22 protein-coding genes and 1 tRNA gene are annotated in these 26,318 nt (G+C 61.3%); 14 read left to right on the forward strand and 9 right to left on the reverse strand.

The features are described from left to right. Positions 1-19: 19 nt before the first annotated feature. The 4 genes from lgt to pyk all read left to right on the forward strand — a co-directional run bounded on the left by lgt (position 20) and on the right by pyk (position 9,046). A complete protein-coding gene (lgt, locus tag HMI60_RS01810; protein ID WP_193590434.1) occupies positions 20-1,174 on the forward strand; it encodes a prolipoprotein diacylglyceryl transferase in 1,155 nt (384 codons plus the stop codon). 259 nt (positions 1,175-1,433) lie between these two features. Next, positions 1,434-6,047, forward strand: coding sequence for a glutamate synthase large subunit (gltB, locus tag HMI60_RS01815; protein ID WP_193590435.1), 4,614 nt, complete (start codon positions 1,434-1,436; stop codon positions 6,045-6,047). Continuing rightward, positions 6,040-7,497 carry a glutamate synthase subunit beta gene (locus HMI60_RS01820; protein WP_018778625.1) on the forward strand — a complete coding sequence of 486 codons (1,458 nt, stop codon included), beginning with the start codon at positions 6,040-6,042 and terminating at the stop codon, positions 7,495-7,497. Before gltB ends, HMI60_RS01820 begins: the two co-directional genes overlap by 8 nt. A 55-nt stretch (positions 7,498-7,552) precedes the next feature. Next, positions 7,553-9,046, forward strand: a complete 1,494-nt coding sequence (pyk, locus tag HMI60_RS01825; RefSeq protein ID WP_035733916.1) for a pyruvate kinase — start codon at positions 7,553-7,555, stop codon at positions 9,044-9,046. Positions 9,047-9,181: 135 nt separating this feature from the next. Here the strand turns inward: pyk and HMI60_RS01830 are convergent, their stop codons facing one another. Continuing rightward, on the reverse strand, positions 9,182-9,787 hold the full coding sequence (locus tag HMI60_RS01830; RefSeq protein WP_011774540.1) for an ANTAR domain-containing response regulator: 606 nt from the start codon (positions 9,785-9,787) through the stop codon (positions 9,182-9,184). A 187-nt stretch (positions 9,788-9,974) separates the two neighbouring features. Here HMI60_RS01830 and HMI60_RS01835 point away from each other — a divergent pair. Continuing rightward, positions 9,975-10,056: transfer RNA gene (locus HMI60_RS01835), tRNA-Leu, on the forward strand. A 617-nt stretch (positions 10,057-10,673) separates the two neighbouring features. Here the strand turns inward: HMI60_RS01835 and HMI60_RS21225 are convergent. The 6 genes from HMI60_RS21225 to HMI60_RS01865 all read right to left on the reverse strand — a co-directional run bounded on the left by HMI60_RS21225 (position 10,674) and on the right by HMI60_RS01865 (position 15,913). After that, positions 10,674-10,964 (reverse strand): competence protein CoiA family protein, encoded by a 291-nt coding sequence (locus tag HMI60_RS21225; RefSeq protein ID WP_144027612.1) that lies wholly within the window; start codon positions 10,962-10,964, stop codon positions 10,674-10,676. 186 nt (positions 10,965-11,150) lie between these two features. Continuing rightward, a complete protein-coding gene (locus tag HMI60_RS01845) occupies positions 11,151-11,939 on the reverse strand; it encodes an SDR family NAD(P)-dependent oxidoreductase (protein ID WP_193590436.1) in 789 nt (262 codons plus the stop codon). A gap of 113 nt (positions 11,940-12,052) precedes the next feature. Continuing rightward, on the reverse strand, positions 12,053-12,865 hold the full coding sequence (locus HMI60_RS01850; protein ID WP_193591111.1) for a sugar phosphate isomerase/epimerase: 813 nt from the start codon (positions 12,863-12,865) through the stop codon (positions 12,053-12,055). A 127-nt stretch (positions 12,866-12,992) separates the two neighbouring features. Next, positions 12,993-14,411, reverse strand: coding sequence for an MFS transporter (locus HMI60_RS01855; RefSeq protein ID WP_018778621.1), 1,419 nt, complete (start codon positions 14,409-14,411; stop codon positions 12,993-12,995). Positions 14,412-14,723: 312 nt separating this feature from the next. Next, a complete protein-coding gene (locus tag HMI60_RS01860; RefSeq protein WP_193590437.1) occupies positions 14,724-15,266 on the reverse strand; it encodes an ATP-binding protein in 543 nt (180 codons plus the stop codon). Beyond that, complete coding sequence (locus tag HMI60_RS01865; RefSeq protein WP_018778619.1) at positions 15,266-15,913, reverse strand: bifunctional 4-hydroxy-2-oxoglutarate aldolase/2-dehydro-3-deoxy-phosphogluconate aldolase; 648 nt, start codon at positions 15,911-15,913, stop codon at positions 15,266-15,268. The genes HMI60_RS01860 and HMI60_RS01865 overlap by 1 nt, the downstream gene beginning before the upstream one ends. Positions 15,914-16,120: 207 nt before the next feature. Here HMI60_RS01865 and HMI60_RS01870 point away from each other — a divergent pair, with 207 nt between their 5' ends. The 9 genes from HMI60_RS01870 to HMI60_RS21230 all read left to right on the forward strand — a co-directional run bounded on the left by HMI60_RS01870 (position 16,121) and on the right by HMI60_RS21230 (position 24,350). Next, the gene (locus tag HMI60_RS01870) at positions 16,121-17,041 is read left to right on the forward strand and encodes a Gfo/Idh/MocA family protein (RefSeq protein WP_227453633.1); all 921 of its coding nucleotides are present in this window, start codon (positions 16,121-16,123) and stop codon (positions 17,039-17,041) included. Continuing rightward, a complete protein-coding gene (locus tag HMI60_RS01875; RefSeq protein WP_018778617.1) occupies positions 17,034-18,029 on the forward strand; it encodes a LacI family DNA-binding transcriptional regulator in 996 nt (331 codons plus the stop codon). The genes HMI60_RS01870 and HMI60_RS01875 overlap by 8 nt, the downstream gene beginning before the upstream one ends. Then, complete coding sequence (locus HMI60_RS01880) at positions 18,026-18,592, forward strand: VOC family protein (protein ID WP_193590439.1); 567 nt, start codon at positions 18,026-18,028, stop codon at positions 18,590-18,592. Before HMI60_RS01875 ends, HMI60_RS01880 begins: the two co-directional genes overlap by 4 nt. A 4-nt stretch (positions 18,593-18,596) precedes the next feature. Then, positions 18,597-19,496 carry a sugar phosphate isomerase/epimerase gene (locus tag HMI60_RS01885; RefSeq protein ID WP_079581320.1) on the forward strand — a complete coding sequence of 300 codons (900 nt, stop codon included), beginning with the start codon at positions 18,597-18,599 and terminating at the stop codon, positions 19,494-19,496. After that, positions 19,496-20,488 carry a Gfo/Idh/MocA family protein gene (locus HMI60_RS01890; protein WP_193590440.1) on the forward strand — a complete coding sequence of 331 codons (993 nt, stop codon included), beginning with the start codon at positions 19,496-19,498 and terminating at the stop codon, positions 20,486-20,488. The genes HMI60_RS01885 and HMI60_RS01890 overlap by 1 nt, the downstream gene beginning before the upstream one ends. Positions 20,489-20,660: 172 nt before the next feature. Next, entirely contained in the window at positions 20,661-21,800 is a 1,140-nt protein-coding gene (locus tag HMI60_RS01895; RefSeq protein ID WP_255520226.1) for a CynX/NimT family MFS transporter, read from the forward strand. A 29-nt stretch (positions 21,801-21,829) separates the two neighbouring features. Then, positions 21,830-22,864, forward strand: coding sequence for a Gfo/Idh/MocA family protein (locus HMI60_RS01900; protein ID WP_193590441.1), 1,035 nt, complete (start codon positions 21,830-21,832; stop codon positions 22,862-22,864). 136 nt (positions 22,865-23,000) lie between these two features. Beyond that, positions 23,001-23,750 carry an SDR family NAD(P)-dependent oxidoreductase gene (locus HMI60_RS01905; protein WP_018778611.1) on the forward strand — a complete coding sequence of 250 codons (750 nt, stop codon included), beginning with the start codon at positions 23,001-23,003 and terminating at the stop codon, positions 23,748-23,750. 147 nt (positions 23,751-23,897) lie between these two features. Further along, on the forward strand, positions 23,898-24,350 hold the full coding sequence (locus HMI60_RS21230) for a VOC family protein (RefSeq protein ID WP_110504158.1): 453 nt from the start codon (positions 23,898-23,900) through the stop codon (positions 24,348-24,350). Between the two features lie 168 nt (positions 24,351-24,518). Here the strand turns inward: HMI60_RS21230 and HMI60_RS01915 are convergent, their stop codons facing one another. Together HMI60_RS01915 and HMI60_RS01920 are read right to left on the reverse strand one after the other, a co-directional pair. Beyond that, on the reverse strand, positions 24,519-25,379 hold the full coding sequence (locus HMI60_RS01915; RefSeq protein ID WP_018778609.1) for a carbohydrate ABC transporter permease: 861 nt from the start codon (positions 25,377-25,379) through the stop codon (positions 24,519-24,521). Continuing rightward, positions 25,376-26,218, reverse strand: a complete 843-nt coding sequence (locus HMI60_RS01920) for a carbohydrate ABC transporter permease (RefSeq protein WP_018778608.1) — start codon at positions 26,216-26,218, stop codon at positions 25,376-25,378. Before HMI60_RS01920 ends, HMI60_RS01915 begins: the two co-directional genes overlap by 4 nt. Positions 26,219-26,318: the final 100 nt, after the last annotated feature.

Here is a 26,318-nt window from a genome sequence, read left to right on the forward strand (position 1 = left end):
AAAGGAAACAGCGAAGCGCATGCAGACGGTCCTCCACGCAGCGGCAATGGTCCCCTTGAGTATCCCGAGCCCATCCTGGTCCGGTTTCGACATTCCGCTGCCGTGGGGGACGTTGCGTATCCACGCCTACGCCTTGTGCATCCTGGCGGGCATCATTGTTGGCCTTTGGCTGACGTCTGCCCGGTGGAAGCAGCGCGGCGCGCCCGAAGGCAGCCTGTGGGACATCGCCATCTGGGCGATTCCATTCGGAATTATCGGCGGTCGCCTGTACCACGTCCTCTCTTCGCCCGATGCCTACTTTGGCCCGGGCTTCGACGGCACCGGCGACCTCTCGCTGATTCCCCAGATCCAGCGCGGCGGGCTGGGCATCTGGGGCGCGGTGGTCCTCGGCGTCGTGGGCGCATGGATCGGATGCCGTCGTGCCGGTGTCCGGCTGACGGCCTTCCTGGACGCCGCTGCACCTGGCCTGCTTCTTGCACAGGCCATAGGACGACTGGGGAACTGGTTCAACCAGGAACTTTTCGGCGCGCCCACCACTTTGCCATGGGGCCTGGAGATCGATCCTTCCAACGCGAACTTCCCGCCCGATATGGCCGCCGGAACCCTCTTCCACCCGACGTTCCTCTACGAGATGCTGTGGAACCTCGCCGGCGTAGCGCTCCTCCTGGTGCTGGACAAGAAATTCGCCTTCCGCTGGGGCCGGCTGTTCTGGCTCTACGCCATGTACTACACGCTGGGCCGCGTATGGATCGAAGCCCTCCGCATCGACGACGCCGAGCAGATCACCCTCTTCGGAATCACGACCCGTCTCAATGTGTGGACCAGCATCTTTGTCTTCATCGCGGCCTTGGTCATCTTCCTGGTGCTCGCCCGGCGCGGCCGACCTGTGCCGGACACTCCTTATCTGCCAGGGCGCGAGCCGGAAAAAGAGGCCATCAAGGACCCCGCTACGGTGACGAGCGTCACCAGTCATGATGTGGACGCACCTGTCTCGGATAGTGGTTCGCGTGATAATCTCCCAGATAACCAAAGTGATCCGGGCAACGTCGACGGGCCGCGGGATGCATCAGTGAAGACCGTCCAGGACACCACGTCCACAACGGAGCCGTCATCTGATGCCACCGCCGCCAGGAAAACATCCGGATCCTCGCCTGGGGCTGACGACACCAAGTAGTCGCCGAAGGTAAAGGGGCAACAGAGTCACCGCTCGTAGGGCCCAGTCCACAGCGTCGTGGCACCCCGGAAACCGGATCGCAGCATACCGATGTTCACTGGTCAAGCCGGGGCCAGAGGTCTGCGTAACTGTTCGTTGCGCTGGATCGACTGGCCTACAATTCCAATAACTAGCGCTTTGTTGTGCCCGTCACAGGGCAGGCAAGGTGGGGCCAACGTTGTCCCTTCCATACGCACGATCTCGAGGAAGGACGTCTCCCATGACCCATCTTCATAACCCCGGTTGGTCCGAAAATATCGAACCGCAGGGTGCCATGTCTCCGTTCAAGCGTTTTGCTGCGCTCCCGGAGGCCCAGGGTCTTTACAACCCTGATAAGGAGAAGGACGCCTGCGGCCTGGCTATCATTGCCACGCTCCGCGGGGAACCGGGATACGACATCGTGGAAGCGGCACTGACCGCCCTCCGCAATCTCGAACACCGCGGCGCCGTGGGCGCCGACGAAGGAACCGGCGACGGAGCGGGCCTGCTGATGCAGATCCCCGACGAGTTCTTCCGCGCCGTCACCGAATTTGAACTGCCGGCACCCGGACAGTACGTGGTGGGTACCGCGTTCCTTCCGGCTGAAGCCCGCGAAGCTGCGACAGCGAAAGCCGGCATCGAGGCACTTGCCGCCGACGAAGGCCTTACAGTCCTCGGCTGGCGTGAGGTTCCTGTGGTCGCGGACCTCGTGGGAGCCATGGCACGGGCATGCATGCCCTACTTCTCCCAGCCGTTCTTCGCCTCTGCCAACGGTGAGCAGCTTGAACACAACGAGCTGGACTCCCGCGCCTGGCGGATCCGCAAGCGCGCCCAGAACAAGTTCGGCGTGTACTTCCCCTCGCTGTCCTCGCGCACCATCGTGTACAAGGGCATGCTGACAACGGCCCAGCTGGAGCCGTTCTACCCCGATCTTTCGGACAAGCGCTTCAAGACCAAGCTGGCCATCGTCCACTCGCGCTTCTCCACCAACACGTTCCCGTCCTGGCCGCTGGCACAGCCGTTCCGCACTATCGCGCACAACGGTGAGATCAACACAGTCAAGGGCAACCGGAACTGGATGCGTGCCCGCCAGTCGCAGCTGGCCAGCCCCTTGCTGGGCTCGGTCCCGGAAGAGCTGTACCCGATCTGCACCCCGGGTGCCTCTGACTCCGCCTCCTTCGATGAGGTAGCCGAGCTGCTGTGGCTCTCAGGGCGCCCCATCACGCACTCCATCATGATGATGATCCCGGAGGCGTGGGAGAACCACGCCACCATGGATCCGGCACGCCGTGCCTTCTACGAGTACCACTCCCTCCTCATGGAGCCGTGGGATGGTCCCGCTGCAGTGTCCTTCACCGATGGCAGCCTCGTTGGCGCCACGCTGGACCGCAACGGCCTGCGACCGGGACGCTACTGGATCACCGAAGACGGCCTGATCATCTTCGCCTCCGAAGTTGGCGTGATCGAGGTCGAGCCCTCCAACGTGGTGAAGAAGGGTCGCGTTGCTCCCGGCAAGATGTTCCTGGTGGACACTGAAGCCGGCCGCATCATTGACGACGCCGAGGTCAAGGCCGAGGTAGCTGCTGCCAACCCCTGGGCCGAGTGGCTCAAGGACAACCTGATCGATATCAACGAGCTTCCCGAGCGTGAGCACGTGCTCCACACGGCAGCATCGGTGAACATCCGCCAGCGTACCTTCGGCTACACCACTGAAGAGTTGAAGATCCTGCTTGGACCGATGGCCCGCACCGGTGCCGAGCCCCTGGGCGCCATGGGTTCGGACACGCCGGTAGCTGTGCTGTCCAAGCGGCCGCGTCTGCTGTTCGACTACTTTGTGCAGTCCTTCGCCCAGGTCACCAACCCGCCGCTGGATGCCATCCGCGAAGAATTGGTGACTTCCCTGAAGTGCGCCATCGGTCCCAACGGCAACCTCCTGGACGGCAAGCAAGTCCGCCAACCGCAGATCTCGCTGCCGTTCCCCGTGATCAATAACGACCAGCTCGCCAAGATCGCGAACATTGAAAGCCCCGACGGCGACCGCATCGCCATGAAGGTTCGTGGCCTTTACCGCCCCGAGGGTGGGGAAGCGGCACTCCGTGCCCGCCTGACGGAGATCTGCGAGCAGGTATCCGGCGCGATCAACCGTGGCGTCCAGTACGTGGTGCTGTCCGACCGCGACTCGAACGCCCAGTGGGCACCGATTCCCTCGCTCCTGCTGGTCAGCGCGGTCCACCACCACCTGCTTCGCAGCGCCAACCGCACCAAGACCGCCCTGGTTGTCGAAGCCGGTGACGTCCGCGAGACGCACCACGTTGCCGTGCTCATCGGTTATGGAGCCTCCGCTGTCAACCCGTACCTGGCCATGGAATCGGTGGAACAGCTGATCTCCAACGGTGACGTGACGGGCGTGACCCCGGAAGACGGCGTCTACAACCTCATCAAGGGCCTGGGCAAGGGTGTCCTGAAGATCATGTCCAAGATGGGCATCTCCACTGTGGCTTCCTACACGGGTGCCCAGACCTTCGAAGCGCTGGGCTTGTCCCAGGAACTCGTGGACGAATTCTTCTCCGGCACACACTCCCAGCTCGGTGGCGTTGGCCTGGATGTCATCGCCGCGGAGGTTTCGGCACGCCATCAGATGGCGTACCCCGAAGGTGGCATCGAGCACCCGCACCAGCCGTTGCTCGGCGGCGGCGAGTACCAGTGGCGCCGCGACGGGGAACCGCACCTCTTCAACCCGGAGACGGTGTTCCGCCTGCAGCACGCTACCCGCGAACGCCGCTACGACATCTTCAAGTCCTACACAAAGGGCGTTGACGACCAGTCCGAGAACCTGATGACCCTGCGTGGGCTCCTCAAGTTCAAGGACGGCGTCCGTCCGCCTGTGCCGCTGGAAGAAGTGGAGTCCGTTTCCAGCATCGTGAAGCGTTTCTCCACTGGTGCGATGAGCTACGGCTCCATCTCCAAGGAAGCGCACGAGACACTGGCCATCGCCATGAACCGTCTGGGCGCCAAGTCCAACACGGGCGAAGGCGGCGAGGACGTGGACCGCCTGCTGGATCCGGAACGCCGTTCTGCCATCAAGCAGATCGCTTCAGGCCGATTCGGAGTCACCAGCCTCTACCTCACCAACGCCGACGACATCCAGATCAAGATGGCACAGGGCGCCAAGCCCGGCGAAGGTGGCCAGTTGATGGCGCAGAAGGTCTACCCCTGGGTAGCCCGGACCCGTCACTCCACTCCCGGCGTCGGGCTGATTTCCCCGCCCCCGCACCACGACATCTACTCGATCGAAGACCTCGCGCAGCTCATCTACGATGCCAAGCGCGCCAACCCTTCGGCCCGGGTGCACGTGAAGCTGGTTTCGGAAGTCGGGATCGGCACTGTGGCGTCCGGCGTCACGAAGGCCAAGGCCGACGTCGTGCTTGTTTCAGGTCACGACGGCGGTACCGGCGCCTCGCCGCTGAACTCGCTCAAGCACGCGGGCGTGCCGTGGGAACTCGGACTGGCCGAGACCCAGCAGACCCTCATGCTTAACGGCCTCCGCGACCGCGTGGTGGTACAGGTGGACGGTCAGCTCAAGACCGGCCGCGACGTCGTCATTGCTGCCCTGCTGGGTGGCGAGGAGTATGGTTTCGCGACTGCTCCGCTGGTGGTTTCCGGCTGCATCATGATGCGTGTCTGCCACCTGGACACCTGCCCCGTGGGTGTTGCCACGCAGAACCCTGAACTTCGGTCCCGGTTCAATGGCAAGCCCGAGTTCGTGGTCAACTTCTTTGAGTTCCTCGCTGAAGAAGTCCGTGAAATCCTTGCCGGGCTTGGCTTCCGCAGCCTCGAAGAGGCCATTGGCCACGCCGAGATGCTGGACACCCGGGAGGCCATCGACCACTGGAAGGCCGAAGGCCTGGACCTGGACCCGATCCTGCACGGTCTCGAGTTCGACGACGACGTGCCGCTGCGCAACATGACCGGCCAGAACCACGAGCTGGACAAGCACTTCGACCAGCGCCTGATCACCATGGCCCAGGAAGCTCTCAGCGACCGCATGCCTGTCAAGATCACCTTGGACGTCATCAACACGGACCGTTCCGTGGGCACGATGCTCGGCCACGTGGTGACCAAGACGTTCGGTACCGATGTACTGGCGACGGACACCATCGACATCACGCTCAATGGCACCGCGGGCCAGTCACTGGGTGCTTTCCTGCCTGCCGGCATCACGCTGCGCATGTTCGGAGACTCCAACGACTACGTGGGCAAGGGACTTTCCGGTGGGCGCATCATTGTCCGCCCGGACCGTACCAACGTCTTCCAGGCGGAACGCAACGTCATCGCCGGCAACGTCATCGGCTACGGTGCGACCAGCGGCGAGATGTTCCTGCGTGGCCAGGTCGGCGAACGGTTCCTGGTCCGCAACTCCGGTGCCACCGCCGTCGTCGAAGGCATTGGCGACCACGGTTGTGAATACATGACCGGTGGCCAGACGCTGATCATCGGCCGTACCGGCCGCAACTTCGGCGCCGGCATGTCCGGTGGTACCGCCTACGTGCTGGACCTGCAGCCTGAGCGCGTCAACAAGCTCGCCCTGGACACGGGTGAACTCCAGCTCCTGGAGCTCGACGCTGAGGATCGTGACATTGTCCACGGCCTGCTCACCAAGCACGTTGAGGAAACCGAATCCGTCCTGGCCGGCCGTCTGCTCGAAAACTTCGACGACACTGCCGCCCGCATCACCAAAGTACTGCCGCGCGATTACGCCGCAGTCCTGCAAACCCGTCTCGACGCCATCGAAGAGGGCCTGGACCCTGATGGCGAAGAAGTATGGTCTCGAATCCTGGAGGTAACCGGTGGCTGATCCACGCGGATTTCTGAAAGTCCGGCAGCGCGAGACGCAGCCACGCCGTCCCGTTCCCGTCCGCATCATGGACTGGAAAGAAGTGTACGAAGCCCAGGAGAAGGGCGTCCTGAAGAGCCAGGCCGGGCGCTGCATGGACTGCGGTGTTCCCTTCTGCCACCAGGGCTGCCCGCTGGGCAACCTGATTCCGGAATGGAACGACCTCGTTTGGCGGGACAAGGGTGAGGAAGCGATTGAGCGCCTTCACGCCACGAACAATTTCCCGGAGTTCACCGGCCGCCTGTGTCCTGCACCCTGTGAAGCGTCCTGTGTGCTGGGCATCAACCAGCCTGCCGTGACCATCAAGCAGGTCGAGGTTTCCATCATCGACCAGGCGTTCGACAACGACTGGGTCCAGCCCCTTCCGCCGACGCGCCTCACCGGCAAGACGGTCGCCGTCGTCGGTTCCGGCCCCGCCGGCCTGGCCGTGGCGCAGCAGCTGACGCGTGTTGGCCACACCGTTGCCGTGTACGAACGCGACGACAAGATCGGTGGCCTGCTCCGGTACGGCATCCCCGACTTCAAAATGGAGAAGGAACAGGTCGACCGCCGCCTTGAGCAGATGAAGGCCGAAGGCACACGCTTCCGGACCGGCGTCGCCGTCGGAACGGATGTCACCTGGGAGCAGCTGCGCCGCCGTTACGACGCCGTCGTTGTCGCCACCGGGGCTACCGTCCCGCGCGACCTGCCGATCCCGGGCCGCGAGCTTGAAGGCGTGCACTTCGCCATGGATTACCTCGTGCCGGCCAACCGCGTAGTGGCGGGGGAGACCCCGGAGAACCACATCGACGCCCGCGGCAAGCACGTTGTCATTCTCGGTGGTGGCGATACCGGTGCTGACTGCATCGGAACCGCCCACCGCCACCAGGCAGCGTCGGTGACGACGCTGGCGATCGGCAAGCAGCCGCCGTCGGAACGCGCAGCCCACCAGCCGTGGCCGACGTTCCCCACTTTGTTCGAGATGGCCAGCGCCCACGAAGAAGGCGGCGAGCGTACGTACCTTGCGTCCACCGTTGAGTTCGTTGGTGAAAATGGCAAGCTCACCGGCGTCAAGGTTGCCGAAACCGAGTTCGTGGACGGCAAGCGACTGCCCAAGGCAGGCACGGAGCGGATTATTCCGGCTGACCTGGTGTTCCTGAGCCTCGGCTTTACCGGCGCTGAGCCGGCAGGTATCACCGAGCAGGTCAGTGCAGAATTCGACGGTCGGGGCAACGTAGCCCGCGACGGCTACTACATGACAAATACCGAGGGAGTATTTGTTGCCGGCGATGCCGGACGTGGCCAGTCACTGATTGTGTGGGCCATTGCGGAAGGCCGTGCGTGCGCGGCCGCAGTGGACAGGTTCCTGATGGGAAGCACCATTCTCCCGGCACCGGTCGCCCCCACCGACCGGGCGATAGCGGTCTTATAGCGCCGGCAGGAACTGATCTTTTACTCAATCAGCATGAACTACTTAGGGTAGGTATATGAGACGCGCGAAAATTGTGGCAACTTTCGGCCCGGCTATCTCCAGCTTCGACAACACCCTCGCGGTGCTGGAGGCCGGCGTCGACGTTGCTCGCATGAACATGAGCCACGGCGACTACTCCGTGCACGACAACACCTACGAGAACGTCCGCAAGGCTGCGGCCCAGTTGGGCAAGCCCGTGGCCATCATGGCCGACCTCCAGGGACCCAAGATCCGCCTTGGACGTTTTGTTGACGGCCCGCACGAGCTGGCTGTCGGCGACACCTTCACCATCACCACTGAAGACGTTCCCGGCACCAAGGACATCTGCTCCACCACGCTCAAGAGCCTCACCGAGGACGTCAACGTCGGCGACGCACTGTTGATCGACGACGGCAAGGTGGCGCTGCGCGCCATCGAAGTTGACGACGTCAAGGTTGTCGCCACGGTCACCGTCGGCGGCAAGGTGTCCAACAACAAGGGCATCAACCTTCCCGGTGTTGCCGTCAACGTTCCGGCGTTGAGCGAAAAGGACGAGGACGACCTCCGTTGGGCCCTCAAGCGCGGTGCTGACCTCATCGCCCTCTCGTTCGTGCGTGATGCCTCCGACATCAAGCGCGTCCACGAGATCATGGACGAAGAAGGCCGCCGCGTACCGGTAATCGCCAAGATCGAAAAGCCGCAGGCCGTGGAGCAGCTCCACGAAATCATCGACGCGTTCGACGCCATCATGGTTGCCCGTGGCGACCTCGGCGTCGAACTGCCGCTCGAAGAGGTGCCGATCGTCCAGAAGCGTGCCATCGAACTGGCACGCCGCTGGGCCAAGCCGGTCATCGTGGCCACCCAGGTCCTCGAATCCATGATCGACAACCCGCGTCCGACCCGCGCCGAGGCTTCCGACTGCGCCAACGCAGTTCTCGACGGCGCCGACGCGGTCATGCTCTCCGGCGAAACCTCCGTGGGCCAGTACCCCATCGAGACCGTCAAGGTCATGGCACGGATCATCGAGTCCACCGAAGTCCACGGCCTTGAGCGCGTACCCCCGCTGGGTACCAAGCCCAAGACCCGCGGTGGCGCCATCACCCGTGCCGCCGTCGAAATTGCCGACCAGCTGGATGCAAAGTACATCTGTACTTTCACCCAGTCCGGTGACTCGGCACGCCGCCTTTCGCGCCTCCGCCCGGTCAAGCCGGTCTTCGCGTTCACGCCGGTGGAGCACGTCTGGAACCAGCTGGCCCTCACCTGGGGCATCCAGCCGGTACTGGTTCCCTCCGTGGGCCACACCGACGAGATGACCGCACAGGTGGACAAGAGCCTGTTGGAAATGGATCTCGTGGACGAAGGCGACCTGGTTGTCATCGCAGCCGGTTCCCCTCCAGGACAGGCCGGTTCCACGAACTCGCTGAAGGTCCACAAGGTAGGCGACCTCGCCGACACCTCCAAGACCGACGACGGTTCGCGTAAGGAACCTGTTGGTCCTTGGCCCGAAAAGAAGTCCAAGGCCAAGAACTAAGCCTCAGCTTTGACACAGCCGGCCCCGCCATTTGGCGGGGCCGGCTGTGTTTTGTCTTGGGTTTCTTTAATCCGTGGTGAGTACGACGGCGGCCGCGCACCTCATGCGAGGTACGCGGCCGTGCGTTGCGTTTAGTTAGTTGACCTGGTTGATGATGGTCTCGGCAACCTCACGCATGCTGAGGCGGCGGTCCATGGAGGTCTTCTGGATCCAGCGGAAAGCTTCCGGTTCCGTCAGGCCCATCTTGGTGGTCAGGAGGCTCTTGGCGCGCTCTACAAGCTTGCGCGTGGCGAACTGCTCCTGGAGGTCGGACACCTCGTTTTCCAGGGCCTTGATTTCCTCGTGGCGCGAGAGGGCGATCTCAATGGCCGGAATCAGGTCCGCGGGGGAGAACGGCTTGACGACGTAAGCCATTGCGCCGGCGTCGCGGGCGCGCTCCACCAATTCCTTCTGGCTGAACGCGGTCAGCAGGACGACGGGAGCAATGCGGGCCTTGACGATCTTCTCGGCTGCCGAGATGCCATCCATGACGGGCATCTTCACATCCATGAGGACAAGGTCGGGCTTGAGTTCCTCAGCCAGCTGCACGGCCTTCTCGCCGTTGTCCGCCTCGCCTACGACGTCATACCCTTCGCCCTTCAGGATCTCGATAATGTCCAAGCGGATGAGGGTTTCATCCTCGGCTACGACAACGCGTCGGGCCGGCTGGGCTGTAGACGTGGACTCCGTCTGTTCGGTCACGGGATCTCCTTGAAAAGGTTCGGCGGGTTCATGTCCATCTTAGTGTGGACTCTTTGATGGCAGGTTTTGTTGCATCAGCGCGTCCGGTTCTTTGAATCAGCCTATCTGCATGTAGAGTAGTTTCGCGTGCTGGGAAAGGATCGCGTTGCTCACAGGAATGAGAGCAGCTGAACTCCCAGTATTCCGGGCCCGAGTGGCGGAATTGGCAGACGCGCCGCACTCAAAATGCGGTATCGAAAGGTGTGTGGGTTCGAGTCCCACCTCGGGCACAGCAAACCCCCTCGTCAGAGGGGGTTTTTGCTTTAATGTGTGTACATTCTGTTCGGTCAGGTCCCTCTGACACGGGCCGCGGGGTGTGCCTGGCGCCGCGGGTCGCCTGTTTGGTTGTGGGGGAGCGGGTTCAGGGGCTTGGCTGGCCTACACCTCTTCATGGATAGAGGGACTGAGGGCAACATGACTTCGAGAACCTACGTCAAGGACACCAACCACGGCCTCGCTCCTGAGTGGGTGCTCTGTTCAAGGCCATGGCGGTGTACCGACTGCGGCTGTCGGCTGTATTCAAGCCGTATTCGTTTGTTTGCGATGTGCACAAATGTGTTGAGCGCCTATGCAAGGTCAGCGGCTAGCTGCAATGGACAGTGAAAAACTGCGAGTGCAAGCCCTGTGAAAGGCGAACGCGCTGACGGTAGGGACCGAAGGCCGGGACAACCCGCTTGGCAGCCCCAAGCTGTTGGCGCCACAAATCAACGAAGCTGAATTGATCTAGGCGAATAGGGTTTGCTCGAGCCCAGGCTCAAACTCGTCATGGTGTCCGTGACACGCCATCAGTGCTCGAAACAGCCGGCGAAGTGTGGTGATCAATCTGTGGAACCATGCGTTCGGCACGCTAGGTACCTCGTCCTGCTTCTGCAAGGAATCTAAAGGCGCTCCAAGGCCTGGAAACCAATCGGCAGTCCTGCCGGTGCCGGGCTGCGAACGACGGCTGACGCTGCTGTCCCGCTCGGAACACGGCCCGTCCGTCACAAGAAAGGCATGCCAATTCCTGACGGGTGGCATTCTGCTCTTCCGGAAGAAGCCCGGCAAATTCTGTTGCGGTCCATTCCGTGCCATCCAATATGCTTTTTGCCATATACAAGGTGCCTCCTCGTGTATTGCTAACTGAAGTTCGAACGGCCATCAATAAGCTCCGCCGCCGGCCACCTCGCGAACGCCGGTATCCCGCGAGCCACTGTCAGTCACCGGCCGGGGCGGGGTAAGTTTCGGCGCCTCATTGCCTGCCGTGTTTGTTCTGGAGACGATTCGGTCGTCTGAAGGTCATGGGCCGCAGGTAGCCGCTGCGGGCCCATGACCGCCTTCAGGCCTGCTATTTCGAGCTGGGTCGTCCGGGGATATGGCTAAGAATGGACTTGGAGAAGCCGCCATCGACGCAGATATCCTGACCGGTGACGTAGCCGGATAGTGGGCTTACGAGAAATTCGATCACGTTGGCGATGTCCATCGGATCTCCTATTCTTGCGAGCGGGATAATTTCCTCCCGTGCATTCTTGATTTTGGGATCCTCATACATTTTTTCGGTCATCCGGGTATGGGTCATGCCGGGGGAGACTACGTTGACGCGGATGCCGTCGGGTGCCCATTCCAATGCCAGTGTCTGGGCCAACATTGTCAGCGCGGCCTTGCTTGGGCTGTAGGCGCCGGATCCCGCGTGTGGTTGTTGACCGGACATGGACGAGGTGAAGCAGGCGGCGCCGTGGCTGTCCTTCAAGTGCTGGTAGCTTGCTTTGGCGAGAAGCCATGGGCCGCGCAGGTTGACGGAGAACATTGCGTCCCAGTCTTCAAGGGAGACGTCGCATATGGGTCCGGGGTTGGCGATTCCGGCATTGGCTACCAACGCGTCCAGGCCACCGAATTCTGCAACTGCAGCTTTGACCAGCTGGCTCGGCACGTTGGGGTCGCCGAGATCACCTGCCAGTGCGATGGCGGTGCCTCCCACAGCCTGGATTGAACGAACAACCTGCTCTTGGCTGCTGTTTGATTCGTGTCCGCAGACTGCAATCATTGGCTGCTCCCCGCGCGCAAGGGCTGCCTCCGCGAGTCTCAGGGATGCTGCAGCGCCGATTCCGCTGCTTCCGCCACTGACCAAAGCCCTCATTACACAAACTCCTCTTTCAGGTTTTTTCGCATTGATAAATTAGACCTCTATAATGCTGGTTTCTTCCGTGCTCGAATAAATTCTTGGTGGAGCCCGGTTTCCGGCGGAAGGAGTTAACTCTCCAGTTCCCATCCGTGGTTCTTGAGGTCCTGCATCGCTTTCGCAAATTCGTGGACTGGATTATCCTCACGGATGATCTCCAGAACGACATTCCCGACGCCGCATGTGTCCTTGACGGCGTCGCCCAGCCCAGCCCAGTCAATGACTCCCGTGCCGATGGGGTCGTGACCCCAAGTGTCCACGCCGGTGTCGGAAATGTGCACCAGTCCGATGGCCTGGTGATGCTCCCGCAGACTGGCGACGGGATCTTCTCCGATGAAGGCGGCGTTGGCGACGTCGTAGACGATCTTGACAGAATCGTCGTTGATCGTGCTGACGACACCTGCCAAGTCCTGGATTGTGGGAGTGAAGCAGTAGGGGGTGTTTTCGAAGAGCAATCGTGTGCCAGCCTGTTTGGCCACCGGGATGAGACTTTCCAGGCTTTCATACATCCATCCGTGGACGCTTTCGAGCGAGGGCGAGATCATAGGACGGCGGGTGCCGGGGGAGATCACGACCTCAGCGACGTCCCAAGCGGCCGCCAAGTCAATTACCGACTTGATGTGATCAATACTTTTGCGGCGCATGCTGGCCCCGGGGCTGGCCAGGTTGATGTCATATCCGCCAGCGTTCAAGGACCGTATTTCCGCACCGTACCGGCTGAGCCTGTCTTGGATGGCCGTGCGTTCGGAGGTTGCTAACTCATCCGGCCAGCAGTGCGGAGAACTGACTGGAACCTCGAACGTTTTGTAGCCGTTGTCGACAAGCTCGGCTATCGCATCGATCGCCGTCGCTGACCAAAGATATGAAAACGTATTGATAATCATGTTGTTCACGTAGGAGAAGTCCTCTCAGTTCCGCGCCATGGAGAAAGAAGCTTCCCTTCATAACGCACTATAAATTCTGAGCTGCCGCGGAGCTGCGGCCGAACTGCCGCAGCTCCGAACCGACCGTCTATTTGGAGTGCCGGGAGACGTCGACCATCGAGGTCGTGCCCGAAACCAACTTTTCGCCTTCGAGTACCTCAGGGTCTGCCAGTGCCACAGTGGAACGGTCACCGCGGTTGCCGGTCTCCGGCAGCGTGAAGTAGACGACGAGGCACAATGCGACGACGACGATCATGTAGACAGCGACGAGCATCGGCTGCCCGGCTCCGACAAATGCGGCAGCGATCAGAGGTGCGGTTCCACCAAAGACGGCAATCACGATCTGATGCGCGAAACCGATGCCTGATACCCGGACGGAAGCCGGGAACAATTCGGCCTGGATGGTCGGATAGACCGACTGCCAGATGCCGAGAACTACCCACCCGGAGGCCGATACCAGGACGTATACCCAGAATCCCGGCTGGTTGAGGAGCAGGAGCAAGGGGTAGAAGAGAACGATCATGCCGATGGCGCCGATGATTGGGAAGATTTTGCGCCGGCCGAGTCGATCAGAGAGTGCGCCGCATGTCGGCACGATAACCACCAGCAGGGCCAGCCCGATAACACTTCCGGCGAGTGTGGAGGAGAGGTCCCGGCCGCTGGTGAGTTTGGCGTACGTGGGAAGGAAGGTGGCCCAGGTGTAGTAGGCCACGGCTGGTGCGGAGAGTGCAGCTGCCTGAAGCAGGGCCTTCGGGTGCTCGCGAAGCAGATCCATCAGGCGCGCCGCAGCGGACTTCTGGTCGACAAGGGCTTCTGCTTCGAATTCGGGGGTCTCTTCAGCCCGGGCCCTCAGGATCAGGCCGACGATGCCGAGGAAGCCGCCCACAACGAAGGGGATGCGCCATCCCCATGCGGCGAGATCGGCGGTGGAGAACGATGACGTTACCATCGCTGCGGCGCCCGTAGCTGCCAGGGTTGCAAGGCCACTTGCCATGTTGGTGAAGGAACCGAACAAGCCTCGCCTGTTCGCTGGAGCGTGTTCGACCATGAACGCGATGGCACTTTGGCCTTCGCTGCCGGCCGAAATGCCCTGGATGACGCGGGCAACCAGGAAGAGGACGGGTGCCGCATAGCCGATGCTCGCAAATGATGGTGTGAGGCCGATGATGAGTGAGCCGAGCGCCATCCCGGAGACGGATAGAGTCAGGATGAGCCGCCGTCCAAAACGATCAGCCAGTGGCGAGATGATGATGCCGCTAAGTGGCCGTACAACAAACCCGACGGCGTACGTCAGGAGTGCGGCTATCAGGGAGGCGAACGGGGAGTCGCTGGGGAATATCTGCGACGAGAATACCGCTGCGAGCAGCCCATAGATGTACCAGTCGTACCACTCAACGAAGTGGCCGATCGTGCCTGCAATCAGGTTCAGGGTGCGGCGCGGATGTTTGGACGTTTCGGGACGTCCCGAAGTGTCGGGACTGCCGACTGCTTCTTTTGAGGTCTTCATTGAACTCTCCATGTTTTCACGTTTAGCGCTGTGGTTATAGTGCTGGATCTGGGCACCTGGTGTGCGGGGCCGGGCCGCCTGTTTGTGCGTCCGACCGGTTGACGAAATGCCAGGGGAGGCGGCCGGTGCGGGGCGGGCGGCGCTGCTTGCCAATAAGCGAAGAAAGCTTTCACAAACCTCCAGGCTCCGAATGAGATCGGTTGCTGAGATCGGTTGCATTCAACAATACGGATGGAATGTGATCTTTGTCAATGCACAATAGCGACGTTTCGTCCCATGCCAACGCCACTCACGGCCCGTCGCTAGGCTGCATCAATCGAGGGAAAGCGGTGCCTCGTTGTCGAAGTCCTGAAACTGCACACCTGACCAGGTGCATTCGAGGCGGCCGTAAGTGGCCCAGTAGTCATCCCAGTGTGCGAGCTTCCAGTTATCGCGCTCCAAAGCACGCTTGATGAGTCGCGAACGCAGGACGTCTTGGGGTACCCGGACTCGTATCACGGTGATCTCGGGAGAGGGCCAGTGGAAGTCATTTACCGCACGGGTCAGGTAGCCCGGATCGTCAAAATAGGCCCCGAAGGGGGCATCGAGGACTACGGAGCGGCCGAGGCGCAGGTTTACTCCAGCCACATCCATGAGGGTCTCGTACTCAAGGGGCAGCAGATTGGCGCGATAGTAGTCGTTTGACTCGCGGTCGGTTGGGTCATGCCCCGTGGCGGTCAGTGCGAATTCGACGAAGCGGCCGCTCACCCGGTCCTTGTCCAGGTAAGCCGCTTGATGCTTCTCAGCCGTTTGTTGCGCGATGGTTGTTTTCCCTGAGCCGGCTGGTCCAATGACGATGAAGACCTGGGGAGACATTATCCGCGTGCCTCTGCTACTGCTGCGAGGAAGGCCCGGGCTGCTTCGGTGACGCGGGTGAAGTCCCCGTCAGGCTGCCATGCCTTGGTAACGTAACTGCCCACGCCGACGCCCGCCACGCCTGCGGCGAACCACTCGCCAACATTTTCCAGTGTGACGCCACCTGCAGGCATGATCGGCAGGTGCGCCAGAGGTGCGAGCACTGCCTTTGCGTAGGCCACCCCGCCGGCCTCGGTGGGGAAGAGCTTGAGGATGTCAGCTCCTGCCTCGGCGGACTCAACGAATTCCGTGGGTGTGAAGGCTCCGCTGATGGTTGGCACCTGATAGCGGTTCGCGGTCCGGATCATCGCAGGGTTCAACTGGGGGCTGACGAGGAACTCGGCGCCAGCGCGGATGCATTCGTAGGCGGAGTGCTCGTCAAGAACCGTTCCCGCGCCAACCGCCACTCCGCTTGGTCCATGCTTTGCGGCCAGGCGCCGGATCACCTCGACGGCCCCGGGAATCGACAGGGTGATCTCCAATGCCCGGAAGCCACCCTCGATGGCAGCCTCCGCGACCTTCTCGGCAACCTCGGCGCTCTCAAGCCGCACAATGAGGACAGCCCCGGACTCGTCGATGGTCTGCAGGGTACGAAGTTTCTTATTCATGATGGCCTCTCTCTGGCCGGGTGGCTCTTTTGCTCCAGCCAAACCCGGCTCTATTGATGTTTCGTTGACAAACTCTCCCACCATCCATAGTGTTATTGCAACCGATCTCAGCAACCGATCTCATACAAGGGGGTATTGCGGTTGACTAAAGTACGAACAATTATTCTTGGTGCATCCCATTGGCATGTTCCACTCTGCGCACAGGCCATGGCCGAAGAACACGACATGGTCGCGGTAGGCGACGATGATGTCTCCCGTGTGCAGGTGCAGAAACTGGCAGACGGCTGGGGAGCGCCGGTTGAAGCTGACTGGCAGAAACTGGTGGATTTGCCCGACGTCGGACTCGCCTATGTGTTTGGTCCCCACGAGGGAATGGCAGAAAAGTGCATGGCCCTGATCGAGCGGAATATTCCGTTCGTCGTGGAAAAGCCATTGGGCACCTCCCTTGGCGAACTGGTCACCGTGCGTCAGGCCGCCGAAGCAGCTGGCGTACCGGCCACGGTGCCCTTGGTGCAGCGTGGCGGCCCGACGGACCAATGGCTCGCCAAGGCAGGCCGGCCAAGTTATCAACGGTCCTCGTTCATTGCTGGTCCGCCATCCCGGTACCTCCACAATGCCAATCCCTGGATGCTCGATCCTTCCAAGGCTGGGGGAGGCTGCCTGGCCAACCTGGCCCCTCATTTTGTTGACCTGTTTCTACGGGGCACCGGCGAATCAGAGCTGCAGGTGCAATCCCGGCTCTCATCGGTTCTTCACGGCCAAGATATTGAGGATCACGCGAGCCTTATCCTCACTACGCCCGAGGGCCGCGAAACCATCGTGGAAGTCGGCTACGCATTCCCGGGCTCGCCGCTGAAGCGTTACTGCAGCTTCACATCGGTCGGCGAAGCGGGATTTGCCGCCGTTGATTCCGACGGCACAGCTACTTTCACGTCGACGGACGGCACCACGGAAGTCGACAAGATTAATGTCGACAGCGACCCACTCTACGATCCGTTTGTCCGAAGTGTCGCCCGGACGCTGGAAGATGGATTCCAGGGCCTGACAACGCTGGCCCAGCTCGAAGATGTCATGCGCCCCATTTGGCGGGCCTATGACGATCAGCACGGAGGAAGAGAACATGCCTGACTTGAGTATCGACGTCGTCGCTAAAGCCGCCGGGGTTCACCGGTCAACCGTATCCCGGGCGTTCTCACGCCCTGAGGCTGTGAAGAGTGAAACGCGCGAGCATATCCTTCGGGTTGCCGAGGGACTTGGCTACACCATGAGTCCGCTGGCACAGGCGCTTCGTCGCAAGACCAGCAACATCATTCCTCTGATCGTCCCTGACATTACGAACCCGTTCTTCGCGGAACTTGCCAAAACGATGACACAAGCAGCTGACGAGCGCGGCTACCAGCTCATGCTCTGCGTCACCAACGGCGACCCTGCCAAATCTGATGGATACTTCACGGCCATGCAGGCGATGTATGCCCCGTTCGGGATTGTGGCACCCTCCACAAAGGTGGACACCGAGGCGCTGAAGCGTTTCGCCTTCGGCCACAAGGTTGTGGTGATTGACCGCGTGGAAGGCGACGACTCCGTTCCAACGGTTACCGTCGACAGCCGCAAAGGAATCATGCTGGCGTTGGATCACCTGCATTCCCTGGGGCATACCTCGATCGGATACGTATCCGGTATCGCCGGGACACACACGGCCCAGGACCGGATGGACGCCTATCTGGAGCTCACCGCCCAAAGCGGCAGCACACCTGTCGTGCTCGACAGCGGGTCAGACCTCGATGCGGGCACGCGCGGTGCGGAGCATTTCCTGGCTATGGACAATCCACCCACAGCGATCATTGCAGCCAACGACATGGTGGCTTTCGCGGTGATTTCGGCGCTCGGCCGAAGTGGCCTTCGGGTACCGGAAGACGTGTCGGTCATCGGGTTTGATGGGCTCGCTCTAGGTGCCCGATTCAACCCACCACTGACAACCGTGCGGCAGCCGATCGCTGACATGGGACACATCGCCATCGAACTGGCTGAAAAGCAAAATGTTGACGGTTCCGTGGACCATATCGTCCTCGAACCCGAACTTCTGGTCCGTGGCTCCACCTCGGAGCTCCGCAAATGAGCGGGGCGCAGGAGCAGAAACTTCGGCCTCTGCCGGGGCTCCAGCACACGGACCACGTCGGTTTGACGGTTCCCAACCTTGAAGAAGGCATTCGCTTCTTCGTCGACGTTCTTGGAGCTGAAGAGCTATACCGCTCCGAACGCGGGCCGGACGAAGAGTTCATGCCCCCGAACTTTGAAGTCCCGGCAGATGCCAAGCTCACGCTCGCCATGTTGCGGCTGCCACCGAATCTCAATATCGAGCTTTTCGAGTGGAGCAGTGCCGAGCGGCGCGAGACGCCACCGAGGCATTGCGACGCCGGAGGGCACCACCTGTGCTTCGTTGTGGATGACGTCGATGAAGCCATTGCCGTGCTGCAGGAAACGCCTGGAGTACGTGTGCTTGGTGAGCGCAAGGAAGTTGCCGGCGATAGCCCGCGCGTAGCCGGCAACCGTTGGACCTATTTCGTAACCCCCTGGGGCCTGCTGATGGAAATCGTGGATCGATCCCGCGTCCCGGCCCCTCCCCGACTGGTCGGTCCCACGGACTGGGCAGCAGCTCCACACACTTCAGAAAGGACATAGAACAATGCGGCTAGCGGGTCACACACTAGGCACCCCGAACCACACGGTTCCCCAAGCACTTAGTCTCTTCCGGGCCGCAGGGCTCGATGCGGCAGAAGTCATCTACCAGGACGACTACAAGTCCGGCTTGCCCCTAGGGGACCGGCACTCCGCGGCGGAGGCACTCAAAGCGTCCGAAGGCGAAGGCATACCCATCGTGGGACTAACGCCGTACACCACCGCCATCAACTCACTGGACGATGCCGAATGGCGCAAAGCCGTCGACGAATTTCGTGGAGCCATAGATACCGCACAACTGCTCGGGGCTGACAGGGTCCGCGTCTACGCCGGCTCCTGGCACCCCGGAGACACCGACCACGCTGCGCGGTGGGGGCAGTTGCGCAAAGCCTTGGAGACCCTCGCGCCCGAAGCCCATCAAGCCGGCGTCCGCCTTTGCGTAGAGAACCACTTCGGCACGATGACCCAGACCGCAGCGGACACCGCGGCACTCGTCCGGGAAATTGCCCAGCCCTCCGTCCGCGTGCTCTACGACCAGGCCAACCTGACTTTCACGCACGACGAAAGCTACGAAGAAGCCTTCGCCGTCCAAGGTGACCTGATCGGCCACGTCCACGTCAAAGACCTTGTCTTCACCGACCCGACGGCGACCTTCCGAGCCTCGGAGACGGCCAGGGTCAACGCCTCAGAGCGTGCAGTCCGGTCACGTGTGGTCGGAAGCGGCGTTGTACCGTGGTCCCCGATTCTCGCCGCTCTGCTGAAGCACGGCTACGACGATGTCCTGAGCATCGAACTCGAATACCGCTGGCACCCGCAAGATCTGCCCACCCCCGAGGATGGATTCCGGGAATCCGCCGCAGTCCTGCGCTCAATGCTCACTGATTTGGCCGAAGTAAGGAACGCCTGATGAACACCAATCGTCTCCGTGTCGGAGTTATCGGCGCCGGCAACATCGCCACCATCGCGCAACTGCCCACCCTCGTCCAACGGGACGACGTCGAGCTGGCCGCCTTGGTTTCCCGGCGCGAAGATCCCAGCAGCCTGGTCCGGCGCTGGGGCTTCAACGCCGCCTACAAGACAGTGGAGGAGATGCTGGCCGCGCAGGAACTGGATGCAGTGTTCGTGCTGACCCCGCGCTCCGAGCACGCCCACGCCGTCGAGCTTTGCCTCAACCGCGACGTGGACGTGTTCTGCGAGAAACCGCTTGCCCCAGCGACAGCTGAGGCAGAACATTTGGCAGACCTCGCCGACGAGCGGGGACGGATACTCATGGTTGACTTCAACCGGCGCTATGCACCCGTCTACACGGCCGGCCGGGAGGCTTTTGGCGACAAAGGCGCCACCTTCTGCGTTGCCCAAAAGAACCGCCCTGGATCCGAATACCGTGCAACGTTCGAGAACGCCATCCACATGGTCGATCTCCTGCGCTGGTACTGCGGGGGCGAACCTGAGCACGTGGCCGCCCACGCTGCTGGTGAAGATCCTTGGGAAGAAGACGGAATCGCAGCGACTATCCGCTTCAGCACCGGTAACACCGGCGTCCTGATGGCAGCCCGGACAGCGGGAGCATGGAACGAGAAACTGGACGCCTACGGTGACGGGAAGACCGTCGAAGTCAGGGCGCCCGAAACAGTTTCCACCACCATCAACGGCGTCACTACCTCACGGGAGCTCAGCGCCGAAGCGTACGGCTGGGCTACTGCGACAGACACCCTCGGATTCTCAGCCGCCGTTCACCATTTCCTGGACCGGGTGGCCGACAGGGCCCAGCCGTTGACTTCAGGCCGCGAAGCAGTACGCACCCAGCGCCTGCTGGACGAGATCCTCGCCGCGGCCGGCCTGCCCACAGAGGAGCAAACGGGGCGCGAATGGGCGAGCCACGCAGTCAACGCAAGCTGAATCTTTACTCACGTAAGGAGGTGTCACCATCGCTCTCCTTCGTGCTCGTAGGGATGCATCGGAAGTCTTCGGAGCGGGGAAGCGGCCACTTCGTGGGCGTTTCACCGCCCTTGCCGGCATCCTGCTGGTTGCCTTTAGCGCTCGCGAAGCGGTTTCGGCGGCGTCTCCGCTCTTGGGCCGAATTGGCACGGACCTTCCCTTTGACGCCCTGACCACAGGAATTCTCGGAATGCTGCCGACCGCCAGCTTCGCAGTGGTGGGCTTCGCTGCCCTTCCGCTCCTGCGGCGCCTCCAGCTGGAGCACCTCCTGGTGATTGCGATCCTGCTAACAACATTGGGTCAGCTAGGCCGCGCAGTGGGATGGAATGTCCTGGCATTCCTGGTGTTCACCTGTGTCGCCATGCTCGGGATTGGTCTGGTCAATGTCGTGGCTCCACCTCTCCTGGCGAAGTACTTCCCAGACAGAATCGGGCTGCTCGCAGCGATCCACGTCACACTCCTGGGTGTCAGCACGGCAGTAGCCGCCCAATTCGCCATTCCCTTGGATGCACTTTATGGCTGGCGGTTCTCCATCGGTATTTGGGCTGCCCTCAGCGCGTTGGCTGCGGTCCCGTGGCTGATTCTTCTTGTGGCCAGAAGGACCGTTGCCCGCTCGGGGGATCATGCAGCGGAGGGCAGGCAGTTGCCTTCTGCGAATGGAGTCAGACCGTGGCGATCAGCTATCGGCTGGGGCACGGCATTGGTTTTTGCTGGTTGTTCCAGCAATACTTTTGCGGCGCTCACTTGGCTCCCGGCTGTCCTCGTTGACAGAGGACTGAGCCAGGAAACTGCCGGATCCATGCTGGCGCTCTATTCAATTCTTGCTCTGCCGGTCGCTTTGATTGTGCCCATGGTTGTTGTGAGGATGTCCCGGCCACTACCTGTTGCCGTCCTGTTTGTCGTAGCTTTCGCCTTAGGCTACGGCGGAATCATGATGGCGCCGCCAGCTTCGGCAGCCTTGTGGGTCGTCATTGCCGGGCTGGGCCAGGGCGCCTATTCCTTTGCATTCATCATGATCAATAAGCGAACACGAACGCAGTCCGGTTCAGGAAGTCTGTCTGCGTTTTCCCAAGGAACCGGCTATGCCCTCGCAAGCGTCGGCCCGTTCCTTTTCGCGCTCCTGCACATTCCCGGGGATGGTTGGCTGCCCTCGTTCGGCATGCTCGGTGTCTGGCTCCTGGTGCTTGTGGCAGGGGCCATCATGGTCAACAAACCACGCATGCTTGATGACACCACAGTCTGGTGCCGCCGTTCCAAGCAACCGATTCATTAATTTTCGAAGCAACTCAAAGGAGAGATTACATGAGCACCGCTTATGGCCCTGGGCCTGACCTTTGCGCGTCCGACATCATGACGACGGCGACACAGCCCCCGCGCGTCGCCGTGGTGGGCGCGGCCGGGTGGGCAGGATCCCGTCATGCCCGGGCTTTCGCCCAGGTGGGCGCCAACGTCACCCACCTTGTGGAGAAGGACGAACGGGCGGTTTCATTGGCTGACCAGCTGGGCGCGCGGGTGGTGCCCGGCATCCAGGACCTTCATTCTGATCAACTGGACTTGGTCGTGGTAGCGCTACCCACCACTCTGCAACCGGAAATCTGTGCAGATTTGCTGAACAGGGGATTCCGGGTGCTGACGGAAAAGCCCGTGGCGGCAGATACAGCAGGTGCCGCCGTCGTGTCCGCCGCTACAGGAGTGAACGAACGACTCATGGTGGGGTATACACTCCATCAGCATCCCGCCGTCGAACTCCTCTCCGAGTGGATCCGAGACAACGACGTGATCGCTGTCAACGTTCGATCAGTCGCCCACAAGGAGACCATCGACTCATGGCGCGCTGATCCGGGTGAGGGCGGCGCTGCGGTGGTAAACGGTATCCATGCCATCGAACTGGTCTCTTCGTGGTTCGAGGGTGACCCAAAAGTCCTTGCCACAAGCGTCAGCAGCAGCCTGTACGGGTCTCCGGTACCGGAACACGTCATTTCCACGCTCGAATTCCCGTCTGGCGTGGTGTTCACTCTGCAGACTTACTGGTCTCCCTGGCAGGAACCCCAAGGGCTCAACCAAGGAGATTGGAGCCTCACCGTGGATGTTCTGGCCACTGGCGGCCGTATGCTGTGGTCAAACGATTCCCTTCACGTGTGGAACCGTGACGGCGGACAACAGGAGAAAAACTTCGAGCCCTCGGACCTCTTCCTGCGCCAGGCAGCAGCAGCCGTGAGGTTCTGCAGGGGTGACGCACCTGCCGTTACTTTTGCCCAGGCGCTCCGCGCCACGGAAATCGCCGACGCCGTTCAGGCGGCCTCGGCCTCCGGCGCTCCGGAGGTGCCAGCCCCCTAAGCACCAATCGAACCGATCAAAGGTCGACCCGCCGAACCGAGCATTATCGAGTAAGGAAAATGAACATGAAACCAGCACCTCACACTCCGACCGCACGAGCACTGCGCTCGAGCTGCACCCGGAACGGAGAGAACCGATGAGCCTCAAAGACCAAGTGGTCCTGGTAACCGGATCAAGCGGAGGAATCGGCGACGCCGCTGTCACCGCACTCATAGCCGCCGGAGCCAGGGTCATCGGCGCCGATCGTTCCCCCAAAGAGGACCAGTCCTTGGAGGCGTTTTACCCCCTCGACATCACCTCGGAAAAACAATGCGCTACGGTCATCCAGGACATCCAAGCCCAACACGGCCGTGTTGATGTCCTCATCCATGCAGCAGGAGTGCTCGGCCCAACCCCGGACATCATGGAAACAACCACCGAAGAGTTCGACTCCATCCTGAGGATCAACGCCACCGCGACCTTCACCATGGTCCGGGAGACCGCAAAATCCATGCTTGAGACCGGCACGGCCGGCTCCATCGTGGTCCTGTCCTCAGTTGCGGCCAAAGAATCACGCCTCAACTACCTGCCCTACAACGCGAGCAAGCTCGCCGTCCTCCACATCATGTGGTCCTTTGCCGAACTGCTCGGACCCAATGGAATCTCTGTAAACGCGATCGCACCAGGACCGGTGAACACACCCATGTGGGCACAATTTGCCCGGGATTCCGGTCCGGACGCTGCAGCCAACCGAGCGAAGAGGGCAGCGCAGCTGCCGATGCGCCGCTTCGCTGAACCCGATGAAGTAGCCCGGGCCATCCTGTTCCTTTCAGATCCCGACAACCGCTACATCACGGGGGTGTCCTTGGATGTGGCCGGCGGGGCACATCTGGGAATAGGAACCTGAGACACCCGACAGAGCTTGTCCATTGGCGGCCCGTGGCTGTGTGCCCTTGACCCACCCGGAGCAACATCAACGCCATAGGGCTGCCCTCATCCAGGAAGGTCATTGAGCAGTCAGAGACGGGTCCCTGACCTACGAAGGAGACACATAATGCGACATCACCACACTGCCCTGCACGTCACGGATATGGAGCGGAGCGAGCGATTCTATGTGGATGGCCTCGGACTGGCGCGTTTGGATGCCTGGACGTCGGGACCATATATCGGAGAACTTTACGGCCGTCCTGACGTGACCGTTAGAGCCATGCTTCTCGCTACCAGCGACGGATCCTTCCGGCTGGAAATAGCACATGCCGAGCCGCTACTGCCAGCAGTTGATCCATCACGGGCGCAACCGGGCACAGCTCACCTGGCCTTTACAGACATTGACGTTCGAGAGGTTTACGCCAGGATGACAGCGCTGGGTTACAGCGCGGTGTCTGAACCCGTTGCCCCGACCTCGGGCCCCATTGCCGGCGGGTGGTTGGTTTACCTCCTCGATCCTGACGGAAATCGTGTGGAGCTGATTCAGCCGCCGGACTGGCGCCCAAGCCAGGACACGTAAGGCGCCCGCCGGCTGAATGACGCGCCGGCCCCGCCACCCCCGACTGATTCGGGGGTGCAAGGGCTCCGCTCAATGTTGCGCAAAAGCAGGCCCCGTGAGCCGTCGGCGACGGTCACAGGGCCTGCTTTTTGTGTGTTGCGGGAGAGTGCGGCTGGTTGGTGCGCCGACTTACCCCTTGACACCACCGGAGGTCATGCCGGCCACAAACCAGCGCTGGAACGCCAGGAAGATTGAGAGAACAGGGATGAAGGCAACGACGATGAAGGCGGCGAAGAGTCCCCAGAAGCTACCGAAGCCGGTGGTTATGTAACGCACTATGCCGTTCTGCACGGTCTTCATGTCTTCAGTGGTGGCGAGGACAGTGCCGACAAGGAAGTCGTTCCAAACGAACACGAAAATGAAGATGGCGACGGCAGCGATACCAGGACGGATGAGAGGGAGGATGATGCGCCACAGGATCTGCATGCGGGAGCAGCCATCGATGGCGGCCGCTTCCTCGATTTCCACAGGAATATTCTCGATGAAATTACGTAAGAACAGGATGGTTTGTCCGCAGATGATTGCCGTGTAGACGATGATCATCATGGGGTAAGTGTTGATTAATGCGGTCTTGACGAACATCGAGTACAGCGCGATAAAGACTACGATGGCCGGGACCATGGACAGGACCAGAATCCCCGTCATCAGAGTTTCCATGCGGCGGCTCCGATACCTTGTGGCCACATATGCCGCAGGGATACAGATGGCCAGAGCCAGGACGATAGAGCCGCCGGCATAGATGAGGGAATTTACGAAGAATCGGATGTTGGTCGAGGTCAGAAGGCCGACATAGCCCTCGGATGAGAATGGGGCCGGTATCCATTTTGGCGGGAATTCCAGTGTGCCTGAACCGGTCTTCAGTGACGTGGACACAATCCATGCGACCGGCGGGAGTACGACCGTTGCGGAGAGGATGATGTACGCCCAGGCGGGGACCGCCCGGATGAAACTGCCCAGGCGCCGCTGGCGGCGCGGGGTTGTGATACTCACAGGCTTTCCTTCCGTCGGAAGCGAATGGCGACGAGGGTCAGGACGATGTTGACGGCGAAGAGCAGGATTGCCGTTGCTGATGCTCCGGAGAGATCAAACTTGTCGAACATCTGGTTGTAGACCCGCATGGACAGGGTTTCTGTAGAACCGATGGGGCCTCCTCTTGTGGTGACGAGGATGATGGTGACCATCTGCACATAGAGCATGAGAAGGACGACCACGACGGAGACGATGGTGTTGCGCAAGTAGGGCAGCGTGATGTTCACGAACTGGTGCCAAATACCGCCGCCGTCCACTTTGAGGCTTTCGCGGAGCTCCTCAGGAATCGTTTGAAGGGCGCCCAGGAAGAGGAGCATCGCTTGCGGGTAGGACCACCAGGCTGTCATCAGTGTTACTGCAACCAGCGCACTGGTCGGTGTTGAGAATACGTCCGTGGGACCGAACCCGAGGGACTTGGTGATCGCTGATGCTGGGCCGTAGTTGGGGTTGAGGAACCACAGCCAGATTGTTCCTGCAGTGGCCTGGGACATCAGCCAGGGAAGGAGGAAGAGGCTCCGGACCGAACGCTTGAAGCGGTGAAGGTTGTTGAGCACGATTGCAGATAGCAGCCCTGCCGGCAAAGCGATAACCAAGGCCCCGAGCGAGAACACCAAGGTTGTCCATATGCGGCTCGGCAGGTCGGAGTCTGAGAACAATCGGGCAAAGGAATTCAAACCCGAGAATTTGCCAATCTGGTAATACGACGTCTCGTGCAGGGCCGTCCACGCTGTGTAGATGAGCGGCCCCACAAATACAAAGAGGAAGACGGCGCTGACCGGGAGGACGTAGAGCCATACCATTCGATCCCTACGGACTCGGCGGAGGGTCTGGGTGCCTAAGGGCGACGTTGGGGTCTTGCGTGGGCTGCGGATGGGGCTTTTGGTTGACATTATCTGTCCC

The sequence above is a fragment of the Paenarthrobacter sp. YJN-D genome (genome assembly GCF_015040335.1).
GTDB lineage: Bacteria > Actinomycetota > Actinomycetes > Actinomycetales > Micrococcaceae > Arthrobacter > Arthrobacter nicotinovorans.